The sequence below is a fragment of the uncultured Phocaeicola sp. genome (genome assembly GCF_948499155.1).
In the GTDB taxonomy this organism is placed as follows: Bacteria; Bacteroidota; Bacteroidia; order Bacteroidales; family Bacteroidaceae; genus Phocaeicola; species Phocaeicola faecalis.
The window spans coordinates 40,935-60,693 of sequence record NZ_CAOOSE010000017.1 but is presented as its reverse complement, the minus strand read 5'-3'; the positions used below and the strand labels follow the sequence as shown (position 1 = coordinate 60,693).

The following is a 19,759-nucleotide window of genomic DNA, read 5'->3' as shown; positions in this document are numbered from 1 at the left end:
CCTCGCTTTTACGGGTGCAAAGGTACAAAAAAGCCCTGTCAATGAATCATGTTTCACTTATTTTTTATTGTGGAAGTTCGAAGATAAAACGCAGCCCCTCTTTGAATTCTTCATCTTTCCATAAATGAGCATTCATGCGTTCGGCAATCATCTTGCACACCAGCCAGGTCACATCATCATTGGCACCGGCAGAGGCTGCGCCGGCGGCAGATACATTTCCTGTTCCGGCTATCAAGACCGAAGCCACATTCTTCTCCGGTTCCAAACGATAAGAAACAACAATACGCCCCTCCTCCATTATTTGGTTGATACGGTTCAGCAAATGCCCCAATACATAACTGAAATAAGTCTGGTTAGTGCGTACTGTATCATTCTCAGGATCTCCTTCCAACACATACTCTACCTTCTCGTGAGGAGCATTTCTTCTCACATCATCCACTTCACGCATACACAACGTATGTATATTGGTCCAGTCCAATGGCAAGGAACCGTCACACGTATCCAGTCGCGCTATCTCCTGTATATCATCCAATGTCCGGTTTATCTGTCCCGAATTGTCACTGATAATCTTCAGGAAAGCAACCGATTCCTTTTCTTCCACCTTATTATCTATCAGAAAATCAGAAAAGCCTTTTATGGCATTCAAAGGAGCTAATATTTCATTGCAAAGATTACGCAGAAAAGCATATTTCATTTTTTCGCTCTCTTTCAACCGTTCTCCGGCAGCAATCAATTGGTTATTCGCATCCAACAATCTCCGGTTGAGTCCTTTCGTCTTACGCAAAAAGAAAATAATATAGAAAATAGTGCAGACAGCCAATACAAAAAGAGTCAGCAATAAAAAGACTTGCATCCGGCTCTTTTGCGCTTCCAGTGCCTGCTTTTCAATAATCAGTTCATCTACTTTCTGATTAATGGCAGTCTCTCGGGCGTCATTTGCTTCCGTATAACTCTTTACCTTCTCTTTTAATTCATCATACGCCTTATATGCCAGATACGCTTCTTTATAGCGATGCAGGCTATCGCAATAGTTCACTTTTTCCAAAGCAAAAGGAAGAGCATATTCATCCTTCTTCAACTCTGCGAAATGAACGATAAGAGAATCACATATATTCACCACTTTATCATAATTTCCGAGCGTTAAATAGTAATTATAGGAGGTGAAAAGATATTCATAAGTAGGTGTAAAACTTGCATCTTCGGGGTAGTCATGGTTCAATTTGACAAACTCTCTGTAATATTCGGCCGCCTTTTCCTTTCCCAAGATGTTCGATGAACATGCCAGCATCCCATAAGCATTCAGGAAATGACGCTGGTTCATCAGATAACGTTTCTTTTCTTTCAGGCTTGCCTTATATTTGTTCAACATATCCAAATAACGAAGTGCATAATTCACTCTATCTGCTTCCTGAAGACAGTTTCCACAAATCATATAAAAAGAGTTGGGGCGGAACAACATACCTATCCGCACAGGCAAATCTTCCGTCAACATCAAGACTTCATCCAAATAAGCCACCACCTCTTTAGACTTCTCCACATCTCCTGTATCCGCACGCCGTCCGGCTATGACTCCCAACAAATAGTAATCGGATATCTTCTCCAGTGTGGAAGCATCCTTTTTTGTTTTCAACCTCACCAATACCTCCGTCGTCAGGCTATCCGCTTCCGCCCCATCCGTGTAATAAACCACACGAACATCCATTATGGTTTTCATAAATGCAAGCAGGTGTTCTTTATATGGACTGTCCTGCAAGCTACGTTCCGCCTCAGCTATATAATACCTCGCAGTGTCTTTGATATCTTTATTCACATAATAGGCCATAATCTCACGCAAGGCCTCTTCTTTATGATATTCGTCTTTCTTCTCCAGTGCGACCTGATAAAGTTTCTTTGCCCATTGCAAATGCTCTGCCCCACGGGTAGCATCCATAGAGTTCGTCAAAACTTCCAGATTATTCTCTTTGGCAATAACACGGTCAGACCTTTGCCCGTACTGCCCGTCGTTCAGCGCTTGTACTTGAAGAATTCCAAAGGACCATCCCAAGAACAGGATTAATAAATAGAGGTTTCTCATCACCTTTAAAGTGTTTGGTTAATTTTAATGTCGACCCAAGTGACAAAAATAACCAATTGTCACATATCATCCAACATAATCTATGATATTATTTCTGCAGAAAATAAACAGAATGATTAATCTCTGCAAAACCGTGTTGCAAAACATACCAATTCATCTTGCTGTTTATAAATAAATTACATTTCTTTGCATCGGGACAGTTCAGCACAGTTGGCGTCTGAATTTAATTCTTGAATAACACATGAAGATAACCTTTGGACAACAGACAACGAAAGTGAAGCAATTGGCTGATTTAATCAGTCAAGAGATTTCCATGGGCACCTACGAATCGGACTGTGCATTGCCCTCCATCAATCAATTGAGCCGTAACTACCATGTTTCGAGAGATACGGTCTTCAAGGCTTTTATCGACTTGAAAGACCGCGGCATGATTGATTCCACTCCCGGCAAAGGGTATTATGTCACCAATAAATTAAAGAACATTCTATTACTGCTGGATGAATACTCTCAGTTCAAATATTCACTTTACAACAGTTTCATCAAGAGGCTATCAATTAATTACAAAGTGGACCTGCTCTTTCACCAATATAACGAAAGACTCTTCAACACCATTATCCGCGAATCATCGGGAAGGTATAACAAATATATCGTGATGAACTTTGACAATGAGAAGTTCTCCAGCAATCTTTATAAGATAGAGCCATCCAAACTATTGCTACTGGACTTCGGGAAGTTCGACAAAAAAGGATATTCGTATGTATGCCAAGATTTTGATGATGGATTTTATCAGGCATTGAACCGTTTGGAAAAGCAATTGGGTAAATATGAGAAACTCATCCTATTGCTTCCCCGCGAAAGCAAGCATCCCGGCAGCAGTAGCAGATATTTTATAAAATTCTGCCGTGAGAGACAACTGAAAGGAGAAATAATCGACAATACCGACGAAATAAACATAAAGAAAGGAGAAGCATATATAGTCATACGCCAGATAGATGTGGTGAATATCATTAAGAGAAGCCGCAGCGAAGGGCTAAAATGCGGAAGCGATTTCGGGCTATTGGCCTACAATGACACTCCCTCTTATGAAGTGATTGACCAAGGCATTACTTCTATAAGCATTGACTGGGAGCAAATGGGAAAGCTGGCAGCAGATTTTGTCCTGTCAGGCAAAGAAATAAAAGAATATCTGCCGACCGAAGTGCACATCAGGCATTCTTTATAACGAGAAAATAGAAGTCAAAAAACATATAATTAAAAACTTATTATCAATAATATCATGAAAAAGTATCCGAAAATCGGGATTCGTCCCACTATCGACGGCCGCCAGGGTGGTGTTCGTGAAAGTCTTGAAGAAAAGACTATGAATTTGGCAAAAGCTGTTGCCGAACTAATCTCCACTAATTTGAAGAATGGTGACGGCAGTCCTGTGGAATGTGTTATTGCCGACAGTACCATCGGACGTGTAGGCGAAAGCGCTGCCTGTGCCGAGAAATTTGAACGCGAAGGTGTAGGAGCCACCATTACTGTGACCAGTTGCTGGTGTTATGGTTCGGAAACAATGGATATGAATCCGCACTGGCCCAAAGCCGTATGGGGCTTCAACGGAACGGAACGTCCGGGAGCCGTATATCTGGCAGCAGTATTGGCGGGACATGCACAGAAAGGTCTTCCTGCATTTGGCATCTATGGACATGATGTACAAGATTTGGACGACAATACCATTCCGGCAGATGTAGCCGAAAAACTGTTGCGTTTTGCCCGCGCTGCCATGGCTGTTGCCAATATGCGTGGAAAGAGCTATCTTTCTTTCGGCAGTGTCTGCATGGGTATCGCCGGTTCTATCGTAGACCCGAACTTCTTCCAAGAATATTTGGGCATCCGCAATGAGAGCGTGGATGAAACAGAAATCCTGCGCCGCATGGAAGAGGGCATCTATGATCACGAAGAATATGCCAAAGCGATGGCATGGACTGAAAAATATTGTAAGCCCAATGAAGGCGAAGACTTTAAGAACCGCCCAGAAAAGCGCAAAACACGTGAACAGAAAGATCAGGATTGGGAATTCATTGTGAAAATGACACTCATCATGCGTGACCTGATGACCGGTAATCCTAAACTGCGTGAAATGGGATACAAAGAAGAAGCCATCGGACACAATGCCATTGCTGCCGGCTTCCAAGGACAACGCCAATGGACTGACTGGAAACCCAACGGTGACTTTACCGAAGCATTATTAAATACCACTTTCGACTGGAACGGTATCCGCGAAGCCTTTGTCTTGGCTACCGAAAATGATGCCTGCAACGGTGTTGCTATGCTATTCGGTCATTTACTGAGCGGTTGCGGCCAGATGTTCTCGGACATCCGTACTTACTGGAGCCCCGAAGCTGTAAAACGTGTCACCGGCAAGGAACTGACCGGAATGGCCCAGAATGGTATTATCCACCTCATCAATTCAGGTGCTACTACATTGGATGCCACCGGTGAAAGCCGTAATGCTGCCGGAGAGCCCTGCATGAAGCCCAATTGGGAAATGACCGAAGCGGACATGGAAGCCTGTCTGAAAGCGACAACTTGGTATCCGGCAGACCGCGACTATTTCCGTGGCGGCGGTTTCTCTTCCAACTTCCTGTCAAAAGGCGGTATGCCTGTAACCATGATGCGTCTCAACCTGGTCAAAGGCCTCGGCCCCGTATTACAGTTGGCTGAAGGATGGACAGTGGATATCGACCCGGAAATCCACAATATATTGAATATGCGTACCGACCCCACTTGGCCCACCACTTGGTTCGTTCCGCGCCTGTGCGACAAACCGGCATTCAAAGATGTATATTCAGTAATGAACAACTGGGGCGCAAACCACGGTGCCATCAGTTACGGTCACATCGGACAAGACCTTATCACACTGGCTTCTATGCTCCGCATCCCGGTATGCATGCATAATATAGAAGACGATAAGATTTTCCGTCCGGCTGCATGGAACGCTTTCGGTATGGACAAAGAAGGTTCGGACTATAGAGCTTGCACTACTTACGGGCCTATCTACAAATAACAATTACACGTGGGTGTGTCAAAACGTCGATAATGCTGTCGTTTCGTTCGTAGGGGCGAGGTTAGCTCGCCCGAAAACAGTTTGCTTTGTGCCTTCGGGCAGGCAAATCCTGCCCCTACAACTGACGATGGGATAGGTCGGTTTAGTTTTGACACACTCCGTCAATGAATACCTTATATATACTTTGAAGAAAACAAACCATGAAAGATACAGACCAACCTATTTTGCATAAAGACGGAATCAGTTATATATTGCCTTTTATACTAGTCACCTGTTGCTTTGCCTTGTGGGGATTTGCCAATGACATCACCAATCCGATGGTAAAGGCTTTCTCTAAAATTTTCCGAATGAGCGTCACTGACGGTGCCTTGGTACAAGTCGCCTTCTATGGGGGCTATTTTGCTATGGCATTTCCGGCAGCAATGTTCATTCGTAAATATTCCTATAAGGCCGGCATTCTTTTAGGACTGAGCCTTTATGCCATAGGAGCTTTCCTATTTTTCCCCGCAAAAATGACCGGCAGTTATTATCCTTTCTTATTGGCTTATTTTATTCTTACCTGCGGACTCTCATTTTTGGAAACCAGCTCCAATCCATATATCCTGTCGATGGGAACAGAAGAAACTGCCACCCGGCGACTCAATTTGGCCCAGTCTTTCAATCCGATGGGGTCTTTGCTGGGTATGTATGTAGCCATGAACTTTATTCAGGCGAAACTTAATCCGATGGATACGGCAGAACGTGCACAGCTCCCCCCGACCGAGTTTGCCGCTGTGCGTGATTCCGACCTTTCGGTATTGATAGCTCCCTATCTCACCATTGGAATCGTCATATTCGTCATGCTTTTGGTGATTCGCTTTACTAAAATGCCAAAGAACGGCGACCAGTCACACAGTATTAATTTCGGCCCCACCCTCAAACGTATTTTCTCCATCCCCCACTATCGGGAAGGAGTTGTGGCACAATTCTTCTATGTCGGTGCCCAAATCATGTGCTGGACTTTCATCATCCAATACGGCACTCATTTATTTATGTCACAAGGTATGGAAGAAAAGGCGGCAGAAGTCCTTTCTCAGGAATATAACATCATTGCAATGATTATTTTCTGTATCAGCCGTTTTGTATGTACTTTCATCTTACGTTATCTCAACCCCGGAAAACTTCTGGCTATACTTGCAGTGGCAGGATGTTTCTTCACGGCGGGTGTTATTTTCTTCCAAAATATCTGGGGTATGTATTGTCTGGTAGCAGTTTCTGCCTGCATGTCATTGATGTTCCCCACCATCTACGGTATCGCTTTGACCGGCTTGGGAGATGATGCCAAGTTCGGCGCCGCCGGTTTGATTATGGCTATCCTGGGAGGCTCGGTGCTTCCGCCGTTACAGGCTAGCATTATCGATATGCAAACTCTTTGGAATATGCCGGCAGTAAACCTCTCATTTATCTTGCCGTTCATCTGCTTTGTAGTGATTGTCATTTACGGGCACCGTTCTTACAAACGAGGAAAATATTAATCCTGTCACTCAGAAAATAGGTTTGCTCATCAATATTTCATATTAGCAAACCTATTTCTTTTTTTGGGGGGAGCATGCTCTAAAGTCCGTGGCAAATAATAGGGTGTAATGCCGGCTCTCGACTTTTCCCCTGAATGGCTTATCATACAATGACTGAATCCACAAAAACCAACTGTATTTTTCGCCCTACAAACGGAAATTCGGTCTCTTCCTTCCTCCCTTCATTAACCGCTAAAACGCCCTGTTGATGGGGGTTCCGATAGTGAATGGACCTCTTGTCACCGTCCTTTCAGCCTCCTTTCATTCGTCAAATTTCTTCCGCCTTAACTTTTTCTATAACGCTTTCATTTACGGTAGGTGGGTGTCAAAACGTGGATAATGCTGTCGTTTCGTTCGTAGGGGCGAGGTTCGCTCGCCCGAAAACAGTTTGCTTTGTGTCTTCGGGCAGGCAAACCCTGCCCCTACAGCTGACGATGGAATAGGTCGGTTTAGTTTTGACACACTCCCGATAGCTTCAAGTAAACCGTTCTCAGGCAGACACACTGGTCTGCCCCTACAGAAAACGGTGGGCTAAAAAGAGGAGTACACATACAATCGCTGAAGGCAGATTATGAAGGGACTTGGAAAGCGTGGCTGAAGGGAGGATGAGGGGATGTGCTGTCATCTTTAACAGGTTGATAGCCAGCGTATATGAATCAAAATGTAAGGATGAACGGAGAAAAGGAAATGACCGACTTGGTGAGAGTAAGATACAATCTGCCCCTACAAAAACATCCCGAGCTTTTTGAAAAAGATGCCGAGCTTTTTAAAAAACATCCCGAGCTTTTTGAAAAACACCAAGGTCTTTTTGCATCATTCAGTGTGTGAGCTTCCTATTTTTCAATGTGGACGTAGGCATCAGTTCACACGTACATACGCATCGGGCTACACGTACGTACGCATCGGGCTACACGTATATACGCATAAGCCTGCACGTACGTACGCATAAACCTACATATATAATCAAAACTGTAATGACAATTGCGGGTCTTCCCCTAAAAGGTTAAATGTCATCCGATGGTAAGGAGTCGTGCCATATTCCCTGATGGCCGCACGATGTTTCTTGGTAGGATATCCCTTATTAGAACTCCAGTCATAATAAGGATACTCTTCATGCAAAGTATTCATATAGTCATCACGATACGTCTTTGCCAGAATAGAAGCTGCTGCAATAGAAAGATATTTGCCATCTCCTTTCACCACTGTGGTATGCGGTATATCCTGATACTTTTTAAAGCGATTTCCATCTATCAACAAATGTTGGGGCTTCAGTTTCAACCCATCCACAGCACGATGCATAGCCAGAAATGAAGCATTCAGAATATTTATCTCATCAATCTCTGCAGGTGTCACCACTCCCACAGCCCATGCCAAAGCCTCCTTTTCTATCACTTCACGAAGAGCATACCGCTGGTGTTCTGTCAATTGCTTGGAGTCATTCAACAGCTCATTTTTAAAATCTTTTGGCAAGATAACGGCAGCGGCATAAACCGAACCGGCCAAACATCCACGGCCGGCCTCATCGCATCCGGCTTCCACCAATTCTTTGTTTAAGTAAGGTAACAGCATACTATTGCATTTCAAATTGTCGTCTGCAAAGATACTTGTTTAAAAGAAAAAATCAGTAGACAGTCTCAAAATAAACAGTTATTTTTATATAGGAGCTAAGCTTTACTTCGACCATTCAAATTTCAATAGCCTCAACCGATATTAAAATAGATATTGCTTGTGTTTCATGTTTTTTTTCGCTTACTTGCGCTTGTAAGTTAAAATAAGAATTATATATGAAAAAGATTTTTTTTATAGGCATGGCCATTATAACCATTGCTGTTTCCAATTTTTTACTGACTTCTTGTTCGGATAAGGCATCTCAGCCCGCTATACGTACCCTGTCGTCGGTGAAGCTTTTGTCCGATGAAAGTTTAGGTACTCCCTATCATATTTGTGTGACAGACAAATATTTAATTTTGGGAAATATGAAGAGTGATACGATTTTAGAAGTATATACACTAAACGAAAGGAAAAAAATAAATCAGTTTTTACTTCACGGAGAAGGTCCCGGAGAAATGTTGCTTTTATCCAGTATACAATACTCTAAAGCCGGTCGCTGCTTTTACTTGTCTGATGTCTTAAAGAATCTAATTTATGAAGTGTCGGAATCGGATATTGAAAAAGCACACCCCAATATAAAAGAAATCTTTCGTTTTCAACCTGAGAAGCTACCCAAAAATGCAATGATTGGTGGCTGGCAGAAATTTTTGTCAAATGGGAAAATGCTGGCATCCGGTGCTGCTCCAGAAGGAATGTTAGCCTATTTTAATCAGCAAATGACAGAGTTTTCTTATTATGAGGCTTATCCTGATAAAGAAAAAGTAAACAGTGAACTTACAGACAGAGCTAATATTCAGTTGTATGCTTCGTGTAGCGCAGTATCTCCAGATGCTGAAAAATTGGCGGTGGCTTGTTATGGTGCCGATGTGATAGGATTTGCGCGATTGGATGGGAATGGTTTGAAGACTAAATTTGTCAAAGCTCAATACCCTAATGATATTTATGTGGAACATTTTGATTCGGAGAATGTACAGGCTGCTTTCACAAAAGAATCTTTGCGGCACTACGCTTGGGTTACTGCATCTGATAAAAAGGTTTATGCTTTATATAGTGGAAAAAAAGAAAGAGACTGTGCTCGAGGATTGATGCGTGGTAATGAGGTGAGATGTTATGACTGGGATGGGAATCTATTGGAAAAAATGAAGTTAGATTGTGAGGTATTGCAGATAGCTATCTCGCCTGACAATCAATATCTCTTTGCTGTAAGCGAGTCTCCGGAAACAGGTTATAGTATTTTAAAATATGAGCTATAAGATTATTATTGTTCAAAAAATTAAATAAGCTATTATGAAAACACTCAAATTCATTCTATTCACTATCCTATTGGCAGTGGCTCCGCTGACAAAGGTTTATGCACAATGCGACAATCCCTTGAAATGGACTTTATCACGCACCTGGAGCAATGGCTTCAAAGCATTGCCCGATGTCTGTACCAATCTGAAGGAATTCCAAGCACAGTACAACAAAAATCAGGCACAATGGGATGCCATGTTCAAATGGCTGGCAAGCCATGATTTGCAAACCATACCTGCCGGAAGACATCCGATAGAAGGAACCTCGCTGGTTGTATCCGTTGAAGACAGCAAAAATGACCCACTGGAGAAACGAGGCTCAGAATCACATTACCATCATATAGATTTCCAATATGTGGTGAAGGGCACGGAACGCTTCGGATTGCTGGACCATGCCAGCTCTTACCCTAACCGTGCTTATACACCTGACTTTATAAGCTATGACTTCGATGTGGATAAAACAACTTTTATAGACTCCACACCCGGACGTTTCTTCTTGTTTTTCCCTTGTGACTGGCACATTGCAAAAATTGCGACAGACAGCGGTTCGCAAGATATCAGGGTCATTGTGGTGAAACTGGACTATATACAATAAAGCCCGGCTATAAAATATGTCTTCTCCAAAGACAGACAAGAGCCTATTTTGCAAGCAAGATAGGCTCTTCTTTTACAGAAAAGGACGTATCTTTGCAGCAAAACGATAAAAGATATGTTTACTATTATAGGAATTATGTTTGCCGGGATGTTACTCGGCTTTCTGCTACGCAAACAACGACTATCGTGGATACACAAAGTCATTACTGTTTTTATTTGGCTACTGCTTTTCCTGCTGGGAATAGATGTGGGAGGTAATCAAGAGATTATCAACGGATTACATACTATCGGTTTGGAAGCTATCACCCTCACCTTGGCAGCCGTACTGGGTAGCGTCACTGCTGCCTGGGCATTATGGTATATGGTATATAAAAGAAACGGGAGGACCGAAGCATGAAAGGAAGTCTGATTATCATCTCTTTTTTTGTTATCGGCACGCTATGCGGGGCTTATCATCTGATTCCATACGACTTTACGCAAAGCAATTTAAGTTATTATGCCCTATGCGCATTAATGTTCAGCGTGGGCATCAGCGTGGGAAATGACCCGCAGACACTCCGCAATTTCCGTTCACTCAATCCACGCCTTATATTTCTGCCCGTCATGACCATTTTAGGCACATTAGCAGGATGCGCGGTTATCAGTTTATTCCTCTCCCACCGTTCTTTGTCGGATTGTCTGGCTGTCGGCTCCGGCTTCGGTTACTATTCATTGTCAAGCATCTTCATAACCGAATATAAAGGAGCGGAATTAGGAACTATTGCCTTACTGTCCAATATATCGCGTGAGATTATTACACTGCTGTTTGCACCTTTGCTTGTAAGATGGTTTGGAAATCTTGCCCCCATATCATCCGGTGGAGCAACTACTATGGATACAACCCTGCCTATTATCACAAGGACAGCGGGGGAAAGTTTTGTGGTCGTTTCTATTTTCCATGGGTTTGTGGTAGATTTTAGCGTACCGTTTCTAGTCACTTTATTTTGTTCGTTTCCGTAAGTTTTATCATTCGCCGGATAAACAAACCCAATCGGAGTTATCAATCAACATAATTCAGGCACGGATTACACGGAAACACGGAAAAGAAATAAATTCATCCGTGTAAATCCGTGAAATCCGTGCCTGAAGAATCGAAGAAGCAGAGGGTCAAAACATTTTGCTGACACGTTCGATGCCGGCAGCCAAAGCTTCTATCTCCTCTTTCGTATTATAAAGTCCAAAAGAAGCACGCACTGTCCCTTCTATACCCAAACGAATCATCAACGGTTGCGCACAATGATGTCCGGTACGGACAGCAATGCCCAATCGGTCGAGCAAGGTTCCCATATCCAAATGATGAATATTCCCTACCAGAAAAGAAACGACACCACTTTTGTGTTCCGCCTCACCAAAGATACGCATCCCTTCTATCTCTTTCAAACGTTTCATGGCATACACAGTCAATTCGTGCTCATAGGCAGCAATGTTGTCCATTCCGACAGCCGATACATAATCAAGCGCTTTTGCCAATGCCGTGGTGCCGATATAATCGGGTGTTCCGGCTTCAAACTTAAAAGGAAGTTCATTGAAAGTGGTTTTCTCGAAACTGACACTCTGTATCATTTCCCCTCCCCCCTGATAAGGCGGAATTTTATCCAACCATTCCTCTTTTCCATAAAGTACACCTACCCCCGTAGGTCCATATATCTTATGCCCGCTAAATGCAAAAAAGTCTGCATCCAAGTCCTGCACGTCCACTTTCATGTGAGGTACGCTCTGTGCACCGTCTATCAGGACAGGGACACCGTGACCGTGAGCCGTTGCAATCATCTCCTTCACCGGATTTACAGTTCCGAGTACATTGCTGACATGCACTAGGCTCACTAATTTTGTACGTTCAGAAAAGAGTTTCTCATACTCATCTATAAGCAGTTCACCCTTATCATTCATCGGAATAACCTTCAGCACAATACCTCTTTTCTCGGCCTGCAATTGCCAAGGAACGATATTGCTATGGTGTTCCATGGTAGAAACAATCACCTCGTCACCTTCCTTCATCTGACTTTCGGCAAAGGAAGAGGCCAACAGATTGATACTTTCAGTAGTCCCCCGTGTAAACACGATTTCATTCGAACTGCGTGCATTGATAAACTTACGAACAGTTTCGCGTGAGGCTTCGTGCAACTCGGTCGCCTGCTGGGAAAGAAAGTGCACACCGCGATGAACATTGGCATTGACCGAATAATATTCGTCGGTAATGGCTTCTACAACACAACGCGGTTTCTGTGTGGTTGCCCCATTGTCCAAATAGATAAGCGGCTTACCATATACTTCCCTGCTCAATATCGGAAAGTCTTCCCTTATTTTCTGTATATCGTACATAGTTATCCTTTCTATTTACACATAGCGCAACCCTGGCACTTGTTCAGTTCGCCACGGAAGCGTTTTTCCACCAACAGGTGCAGGCGGTCTTTCAATGCCTCCAGACGGATGGTGTCAATCACTTCATTCACGAATGCAAACATCAACAACAGCCGGGCCTCATGAAGACTGATACCGCGCTGCTGCATATAGAATAATGCATTTTCATCCAACTGTCCTACAGTGGCTCCATGTGAACATTTCACATCATCTGCATAAATCTCCAGTTGAGGCTGAGTGTACATGTGTGCATCACGCGTAGCGCAAAGATTGCGGTTGGTCTGTTGGGAATTGGTATGTTGTGCTCCCGGACGTACCAATACCTTTCCTGCAAAAGCACCGACTGCCTGGTCATCCAATACATACTTAAACAGTTCGTTGCTGGTGCAGTCACTCACTTTATGGTCAATAAAAGTATGGTTATCCACCTGCTCGTTCTTATCAGCAATGGCCATGCCGCAAAGATTGATTTCGGCCCCCCGGCCCGACAATGTCACTTCCGTTGTATTGCGGGTAGTACCGTTGTGCAAAGTCATGCCGTTCAGTAAGACATTACTGTTGGCTTCCTGATTCACATAAAGGTTACTGAAACGCACACTGCTGGTATGGGTTTCTTCAAGTTCGTATAAATCGAAGACCGCATTCTCGCCGATATGAGCTTCAATCACCTGCGTAGAAAGGAAGTTCACATTATCCATTGCATGGTCGCAGACAAGCAGGCGGGCTTGTGCCCCATCTTCCAGCACAATCAGAATACGGCGGTTCACCATAAAATTGACATCTGCACGAAGAATATTCACCAACTGAATCGGCTTGTCTATGACTACTCCCTTGGGAACATACAACATAAAACCATCCTGCGCAAAGGTTGTATTAAAGGCAGTAATACCGTCCTTGGCTGTATCGGCCAGTTTACCATAATACTTCTTTACCAACTCAGGATGTTGTTCGGACAATTCTTTCAGGCTACCCAACAGTACGCCTTCCGGCAATTGTGATTTGGTCAATGATTTATTATAGAAAGCATCATTCACTACAAAGTAAAGAGAAGTGCTCATATTAGGCACATCACACTTAAACACTTCGTATGGATTCACCGGTATATCAAGTCGGTTCAGGTTCAAGCCATAATCAGGCTCAAACAACTTACTTGCATCGATGTATTTATACTTCTCCTGCTTGCGAGTAGGGAATCCCAATCGTTCAAAATCAGCAAATGCCTGTGCACGGGGAGCATTCAACACCTCGGCACTATGCTTGCATATCATTGCTTCGCATTGGGAAAAGAGGTCAATATATTGTTGTTCTGCTCTCATAATTATTTTCCTAATTCAGCTTTAATCCAATCGTAACCACGCTTTTCCAATTCCAATGCCAGTTCCGGACCGGCAGTTTTCACAATACGGCCTTTATAAAGCACATGAACGATATCCGGTTTGATATAGTCCAGCAGACGTTGGTAATGAGTAATCACGATACAACTGGTTTCGGGAGTTTTCAACTTGTTCACACCTTCCGCTACGATACGCAAAGCATCAATATCCAGCCCTGAATCTGTCTCGTCCAAAATACTTAACTTCGGTTCAAGCATTGCCATCTGGAATATCTCGTTACGCTTTTTCTCTCCACCCGAGAAGCCCTCATTCACCGAACGATTGGCCAGCTTATTGTCCAACTCGACAACTGCACGCTTCTCGCGCATCAACTTTAAGAACTCGCTGGCAGTCAAAGGCGTCAAACCTTCATACTTCCGTTTTTCGTTCACCGCAGCACGCATGAAGTTCACCATGCTCACACCGGGGATTTCTACCGGATATTGGAACGAAAGGAACAAACCTTCATGGCTACGGTCTTCAGGACTCAACGCCAACAAGTCTTTTCCTTCAAATGTAACCGAACCTTTCGTCACCTCGAAAGCCGGATTACCTACCAATACAGACGAAAGGGTACTCTTGCCGGAACCATTCGGCCCCATGATAGCATGAACCTCACCCTTCTTTATATTCAAATCAATACCTTTCAATATCTCTTTGCCATTGACACTGGCATGCAAATCTTTTATCTCTAACATAATCCTTTATCTTTTTATTTATCCTACGCTTCCTTCCAATGAAATAGCCAACAGCTTTTGAGCCTCCACAGCAAACTCCATCGGAAGTTTATTGATAACTTCTTTAGCATAACCGTTCACAATCAGCCCGATGGCATCTTCTGTCGGAATGCCGCGCTGATTACAATAGAACAATTGGTCTTCACTGATTTTGCTGGTCGTTGCTTCGTGCTCCACCACAGCCGTTTCATTGTGAATATCCATGTAAGGGAAAGTATGTGCACCGCAATGGCTGCCCAGCAGCAGAGAGTCGCACTGACTGTAATTACGTGCATTCTCGGCTTTCTCGGCCACACGCACCAATCCACGATACGAATTCTGGCTTTTGCCTGCACTGATGCCTTTACTCACAATCGTAGAACGTGTATTTTTACCCAGATGAATCATCTTGGTACCGGTATCGGCCTGCTGGTAGTTATTGGTGACAGCAACAGAATAGAATTCCGCCGTAGAATTATCTCCACTCAGGATACAACTCGGATACTTCCACGTAATGGCCGAACCCGTTTCCACCTGTGTCCAACTCAATTTGCTGTCCACCCCTTTACAATGTCCGCGCTTAGTCACGAAGTTATAAATACCTCCTTTACCTTCGGCATCCCCCGGATACCAGTTTTGGACAGTAGAATATTTCACTTCGGCACGATCGTGCACCACAATCTCCACAATAGCGGCATGCAACTGGTTTTCATCACGCTGAGGAGCCGTACATCCTTCCAGATATGACACATAACTATCATCATCCGCCACAATCAATGTACGTTCAAACTGTCCGGTATTTGCCGCATTGATACGGAAATAAGTAGAAAGCTCCATAGGGCAGCGCACTCCTTTCGGAATATACACAAAAGAGCCATCGCTAAATACAGCCGAATTTAGTGCGGCAAAGAAGTTATCACGATAGCCCACCACCGAGCCCATATATTTCTGTACCAAATCAGGATGTTCCTTCACTGCCTCACTGAATGAGCAGAAAATAATGCCTTTCTCCAACAACGTTTCGCGAAAAGTAGTCTTTACCGATACAGAGTCCATGACCGCATCTACCGCCATACCACTCAGTTGACGCTGTTCGTGCAGAGGAATACCTAATTTATTAAAGGTCTTAATCAGTTCCGGGTCTACTTCATCCAAGCTCTTGGGACCTTCCTTCTTCTTGGTCGGGTCGGCATAATAAGAAATAGCCTGATAATCTATTTCGGGAATCGTGAGGTGCGCCCATGTAGGCATCTCCATTGTAAGCCAATGGCGGTATGCTTTCAATCGGAATTCCAACAGCCATTCCGGTTCCTCTTTCTTGGCAGAAATCAACCGAATGACATCCTCATTCAACCCCTTCTCTATAATGTCTGTGTGAACATCCGTAGTGAAGCCATATTTATACTTCTCCTGCGTCAGCTCTTTCACATATTTATTGGGTTCTTCTTGCATATCTTATATTTCTATTAATTGTTCTGTTACATTTTTGAATACCGGGAAAAAGATGCCGGACAAGTCTCTCATTGAATAATATAACACCGACTCCTGCTTCTTTGTTGCATCTATCATCTCATCTTTCGGGTCAATATATTCCAATACATGGATGGCTAACCCTATCAGTATCATATATTTCAAAGCCCCCAATCCACTTCCCAACCAACGATTCAACCATCCCAAACGGACAGCGTCCAAAGCCTTCGTCAGAAGAGAGGCAACCAATGCAAACCCCAACGGCACTGCCACCCAAATAAGAACAAATGCCAATATCTGGGCAATAGTAGTTGATGTTCCCAAGACAGGGGCAAGCTTTTCGGCAACGGTAGCAAATAGAGCCCGCGCCACCAGAAGCCCTGCTATCAACCCGACAATAGAGGCCAACTGCTTCACAAACCCTTTCATCAGGCCCTGTAGCACTCCGACACCTATCACCACCAATATAATAATATCTATTGTCGTCATCTTTATGATATAAAAAAGGCACGGATTACACGGAGATACACGGTTTTATAAATACCATCCGTGAAATCCGTGTAATCCGTGCCTGATAAAACTATTATAGAGTCTGTTTAACTTCTACTTCTTCGTAAGTTTCAATGATATCTTCAACCTTAATATCATTGCAGTTTGTCAAACTGATACCACACTCAAAGTTAGTACCGACTTCCTTCACATCATCCTTGAAACGCTTCAGTGCGTTGATAGTACCTGTAAATACCACAATACCATCACGAATCAAACGAGCCTTATCCGAACGTTTCACTTTACCGGTCTTCACCATCGCACCGGCAACAATACCGACCTTGCTGATGTTGAACACTTCACGCACTTCGATAGTAGCAGTTACCTGTTCCTTCAATGTAGGAGCCAACATACCTTCCATCGCAGCCTTCACTTCCTCGATAGCGTCATAGATAACAGAATATTTACGGATATCGACACCATCCTGTTCTGCCATCTTAGCGGCAGCACTTGAAGGACGCACCTGGAAGCCAACAATAATTGCATTCGAAGCAGCAGCCAAAGTAACATCAGACTCAGAAATCTGACCCACACCTTTGTGGATTACGTTAACCTGCACCTGCTCGGTAGACAATTTAATCAAGGAGTCGCTCAATGCTTCCACAGAACCGTCCACGTCACCCTTAACGATGATGTTCAATTCATGGAAATCACCCAACGCCAGACGGCGTCCGACTTCATCCAGTGTCAACATCTTCTGAGTACGCAAGCCCTGTTCACGTTGTAACTGCTCACGCTTATTGGCTATTTCACGAGCTTCCTGTTCGGTATCAATCACATGGAAAGTATCACCGGCAGCAGGAGCACCATTCAGACCCAGAATCAACACCGGTTCAGAAGGACCTGCCTCCTTGATACGCTGGTTGCGTTCGTTGAACATTGCTTTCACCTTACCGTATGAAGTACCTGCCAACACGATATCTCCCATACGGAGTGTACCGTTCGACACAAGGATGGTAGCTACATAACCACGCCCCTTATCCAATGTTGACTCAATAATAGAACCGGTAGCCTTACGGTCGGGGTTAGCCTTCAAGTCAAGCATTTCGGCTTCCAACAATACCTTTTCCAGCAACTCGTGTACACCTGTACCTTTCTTTGCCGAGATATCTTGTGACTGATATTTACCTCCCCATTCTTCTACAAGAAAGTTCATAGCAGCCAATTCTTCCTTAATCTTATCAGGGTTGGCATGCGGCTTATCTACCTTATTAATAGCAAACACGATAGGTACACCGGCAGCCATAGCATGATTAATCGCTTCTTTGGTTTGTGGCATCACATTATCATCAGCAGCTACAATAATAATAGCGATATCCGTTACTTTCGCACCACGGGCACGCATCGCAGTAAATGCTTCGTGACCCGGCGTATCAAGGAAAGTAATACGGCGTCCGTCTTCCAACTTCACATTGTACGCACCGATATGCTGGGTAATACCACCCGCTTCACCTGCAATTACATTTGCCTTACGAACATAGTCCAGCAATGAAGTCTTACCATGGTCTACGTGACCCATCACAGTAACAATCGGAGCGCGCGGTTGCAAATCTTCTTCTGCATCTTCCTCTTCGGTAATGGCCTGTGCCACTTCTGCACTGACATATTCAGTTTTATATCCAAACTCTTCAGCAACAAGATTAATCGTTTCAGCATCCAAACGCTGATTGATGGAAACCATAATACCGATGCTCATACAAGTAGCGATAACCTTAGTGACAGGAACATCCATCATACTTGCCAATTCGTTGGCTGTAACAAACTCGGTAATCTTCAATACCTTGCTTTCTTCCTGTTCCATTTCTTCCAGTTCCAACTGGCGGTTCATCACGTTTTCACGTTTCTCCTTACGATACTTAGAGGCCTTGCTCTTCGTCTTGTTAGTCAGGCGAGCCAAAGTCTCTTTTACCTGCTTAGCTACATCCTCATCGCTGACTTCCGTTTTGACAACCGGCTTCTTAAAGCGGTCTTTATTAAATTTTCCGCCTCCACTCTGGTTATTGTTCGGTCTGTTATTTCCACCACCTTTACCGGAATTGTTATTATCCCTGCGCTGATTATTATTACTATTATTGTTATTCGTACTACCGGCAGCATTAATATCTACCCGTTCTTTGTTAATACGATTACGTTTCTTCTTCTTGCCATCATCGGTTGCACTTCCTGCTCCCGGTTTAGCAATTTTATCGTCACTCTTTCTTATCTCCTTGATAATAGCATCTTTCATCTGCTTACGCTGTTCCTGACGCTGTTTATCCTTCTCTTCTCTCTCTTTCCGCCTTTCCTCTTTCGATTTCTTCTTCGGACGAGTAGACTGGTTCAATGCATCCAGGTCAATCTGACCTACTACATTAATCTTTGATTTAAATTCAGTAGGACGAATTTTAAATACATCGTCTTCTTCTTTTTCCTGAACGGGTGCTGCGGGTGCTTCTTTTTCCATTTCTATCACCTGGGGTTTCTTCTGTTCTTCCGCTTTTTGTTGAACTTCGGGTTCTTTCTTTTCTTCTTGTTGGACAGGGGCAGGCTTCGGTTGCGGAGCAGGCTCTTGTATCTTCTCTTCTACCACTACCGGTTCTTGAGGAGCTTCAACTTTCTGTTCTTCAACCTTCACAGGCTCTTCCTTCTTGGGTGCCGGCTGCTCAGTCTTCACAGAGACCGGTTGTTCGGCTGCCTTAGGAGCAGGGCGTTTGTTCAAGCTGTCCAAATCTATTTTGCCCACTTGCTTGAATTTCGGGCGTACATCTTCAGGGATAACAGTTTTCACGACTTCTTCTTTTTTAGGTTTTTCAAAACCGTCAATAGAGATTGAAGCCTTGTTACGATCCTTATTCTGTCTTTCCTGAATAAATTTTTCAGACTCTATTTTCAAATTCTTATCTGTGCTGAACTCTTTCACAAGTACAGCATATTGTTCTTCGGTAATTTTCGCATTAGGGCTGGCCTCAATGGTGTAGCCCTTCTTTTGCAAGAATTCAACTACCGTCGTTATTCCTACATTTAAATCTCTTGTTACTTTGTTCAGTCTAATCGTCATACTCGTTTTTTAATTATTAACTACGAGCCGGTGCCGAA

At 43.7% G+C, this 19,759-nt stretch carries 16 protein-coding genes; 8 read left to right on the top strand and 8 right to left on the bottom strand.

What is annotated here, in order from left to right; genetic code table 11:
• Positions 1-64: 64 nt before the first annotated feature.
• A complete protein-coding gene (locus QYT14_RS12540) occupies positions 65-2,074 on the bottom strand; it encodes a HAMP domain-containing sensor histidine kinase (protein ID WP_288325098.1) in 2,010 nt (669 codons plus the stop codon).
• Positions 2,075-2,315: 241 nt separating this feature from the next.
• Here QYT14_RS12540 and QYT14_RS12535 point away from each other — a divergent pair, with 241 nt between their 5' ends.
• The 4 genes from QYT14_RS12535 to QYT14_RS12520 all read left to right on the top strand — a co-directional run bounded on the left by QYT14_RS12535 (position 2,316) and on the right by QYT14_RS12520 (position 7,507).
• Entirely contained in the window at positions 2,316-3,296 is a 981-nt protein-coding gene (locus tag QYT14_RS12535) for a GntR family transcriptional regulator (RefSeq protein ID WP_288325097.1), read from the top strand.
• 54 nt (positions 3,297-3,350) lie between these two features.
• Positions 3,351-5,126 carry an L-fucose isomerase gene (gene fucI / locus QYT14_RS12530; RefSeq protein ID WP_288325095.1) on the top strand — a complete coding sequence of 592 codons (1,776 nt, stop codon included), beginning with the start codon at positions 3,351-3,353 and terminating at the stop codon, positions 5,124-5,126.
• Positions 5,127-5,326: 200 nt separating this feature from the next.
• Positions 5,327-6,640 carry an L-fucose:H+ symporter permease gene (fucP, locus tag QYT14_RS12525; protein ID WP_237038717.1) on the top strand — a complete coding sequence of 438 codons (1,314 nt, stop codon included), beginning with the start codon at positions 5,327-5,329 and terminating at the stop codon, positions 6,638-6,640.
• Positions 6,641-7,330: 690 nt separating this feature from the next.
• The gene (locus tag QYT14_RS12520; RefSeq protein ID WP_237038718.1) at positions 7,331-7,507 is read left to right on the top strand and encodes a hypothetical protein; all 177 of its coding nucleotides are present in this window, start codon (positions 7,331-7,333) and stop codon (positions 7,505-7,507) included.
• A gap of 135 nt (positions 7,508-7,642) precedes the next feature.
• Here QYT14_RS12520 and QYT14_RS12515 read toward each other — a convergent pair whose 3' ends face one another.
• Positions 7,643-8,248 (bottom strand): ribonuclease HII, encoded by a 606-nt coding sequence (locus QYT14_RS12515; RefSeq protein WP_237038719.1) that lies wholly within the window; start codon positions 8,246-8,248, stop codon positions 7,643-7,645.
• 215 nt (positions 8,249-8,463) lie between these two features.
• On the opposite strand from QYT14_RS12515, the gene QYT14_RS12510 reads away from it, so the two are divergent.
• From QYT14_RS12510 to QYT14_RS12495, 4 genes are all read left to right on the top strand, one after another.
• Positions 8,464-9,543 carry a BF3164 family lipoprotein gene (locus QYT14_RS12510; protein ID WP_289307082.1) on the top strand — a complete coding sequence of 360 codons (1,080 nt, stop codon included), beginning with the start codon at positions 8,464-8,466 and terminating at the stop codon, positions 9,541-9,543.
• A gap of 34 nt (positions 9,544-9,577) precedes the next feature.
• Positions 9,578-10,177, top strand: a complete 600-nt coding sequence (locus QYT14_RS12505) for a YhcH/YjgK/YiaL family protein (RefSeq protein ID WP_288325093.1) — start codon at positions 9,578-9,580, stop codon at positions 10,175-10,177.
• A 114-nt stretch (positions 10,178-10,291) separates the two neighbouring features.
• The gene (locus QYT14_RS12500; RefSeq protein ID WP_237038722.1) at positions 10,292-10,573 is read left to right on the top strand and encodes a LysO family transporter; all 282 of its coding nucleotides are present in this window, start codon (positions 10,292-10,294) and stop codon (positions 10,571-10,573) included.
• Complete coding sequence (locus QYT14_RS12495; RefSeq protein WP_288325092.1) at positions 10,570-11,175, top strand: lysine exporter LysO family protein; 606 nt, start codon at positions 10,570-10,572, stop codon at positions 11,173-11,175. Before QYT14_RS12500 ends, QYT14_RS12495 begins: the two co-directional genes overlap by 4 nt.
• A 147-nt stretch (positions 11,176-11,322) precedes the next feature.
• Here QYT14_RS12495 and QYT14_RS12490 read toward each other — a convergent pair whose 3' ends face one another.
• The 6 genes from QYT14_RS12490 to infB form a co-directional block, all read right to left on the bottom strand.
• The gene (locus tag QYT14_RS12490; RefSeq protein ID WP_288325091.1) at positions 11,323-12,537 is read right to left on the bottom strand and encodes a cysteine desulfurase; all 1,215 of its coding nucleotides are present in this window, start codon (positions 12,535-12,537) and stop codon (positions 11,323-11,325) included.
• 11 nt (positions 12,538-12,548) lie between these two features.
• A complete protein-coding gene (sufD, locus tag QYT14_RS12485) occupies positions 12,549-13,892 on the bottom strand; it encodes a Fe-S cluster assembly protein SufD (RefSeq protein WP_237038725.1) in 1,344 nt (447 codons plus the stop codon).
• A 2-nt stretch (positions 13,893-13,894) separates the two neighbouring features.
• Complete coding sequence (gene sufC, locus QYT14_RS12480; RefSeq protein ID WP_288325090.1) at positions 13,895-14,647, bottom strand: Fe-S cluster assembly ATPase SufC; 753 nt, start codon at positions 14,645-14,647, stop codon at positions 13,895-13,897.
• 18 nt (positions 14,648-14,665) lie between these two features.
• A complete protein-coding gene (gene sufB, locus QYT14_RS12475; RefSeq protein ID WP_288325089.1) occupies positions 14,666-16,117 on the bottom strand; it encodes a Fe-S cluster assembly protein SufB in 1,452 nt (483 codons plus the stop codon).
• 3 nt (positions 16,118-16,120) lie between these two features.
• Positions 16,121-16,624, bottom strand: a complete 504-nt coding sequence (locus tag QYT14_RS12470) for a CvpA family protein (protein ID WP_237038728.1) — start codon at positions 16,622-16,624, stop codon at positions 16,121-16,123.
• 94 nt (positions 16,625-16,718) lie between these two features.
• Positions 16,719-19,721 (bottom strand): translation initiation factor IF-2, encoded by a 3,003-nt coding sequence (infB, locus tag QYT14_RS12465; protein ID WP_288325088.1) that lies wholly within the window; start codon positions 19,719-19,721, stop codon positions 16,719-16,721.
• Positions 19,722-19,759 lie beyond the last annotated feature (38 nt).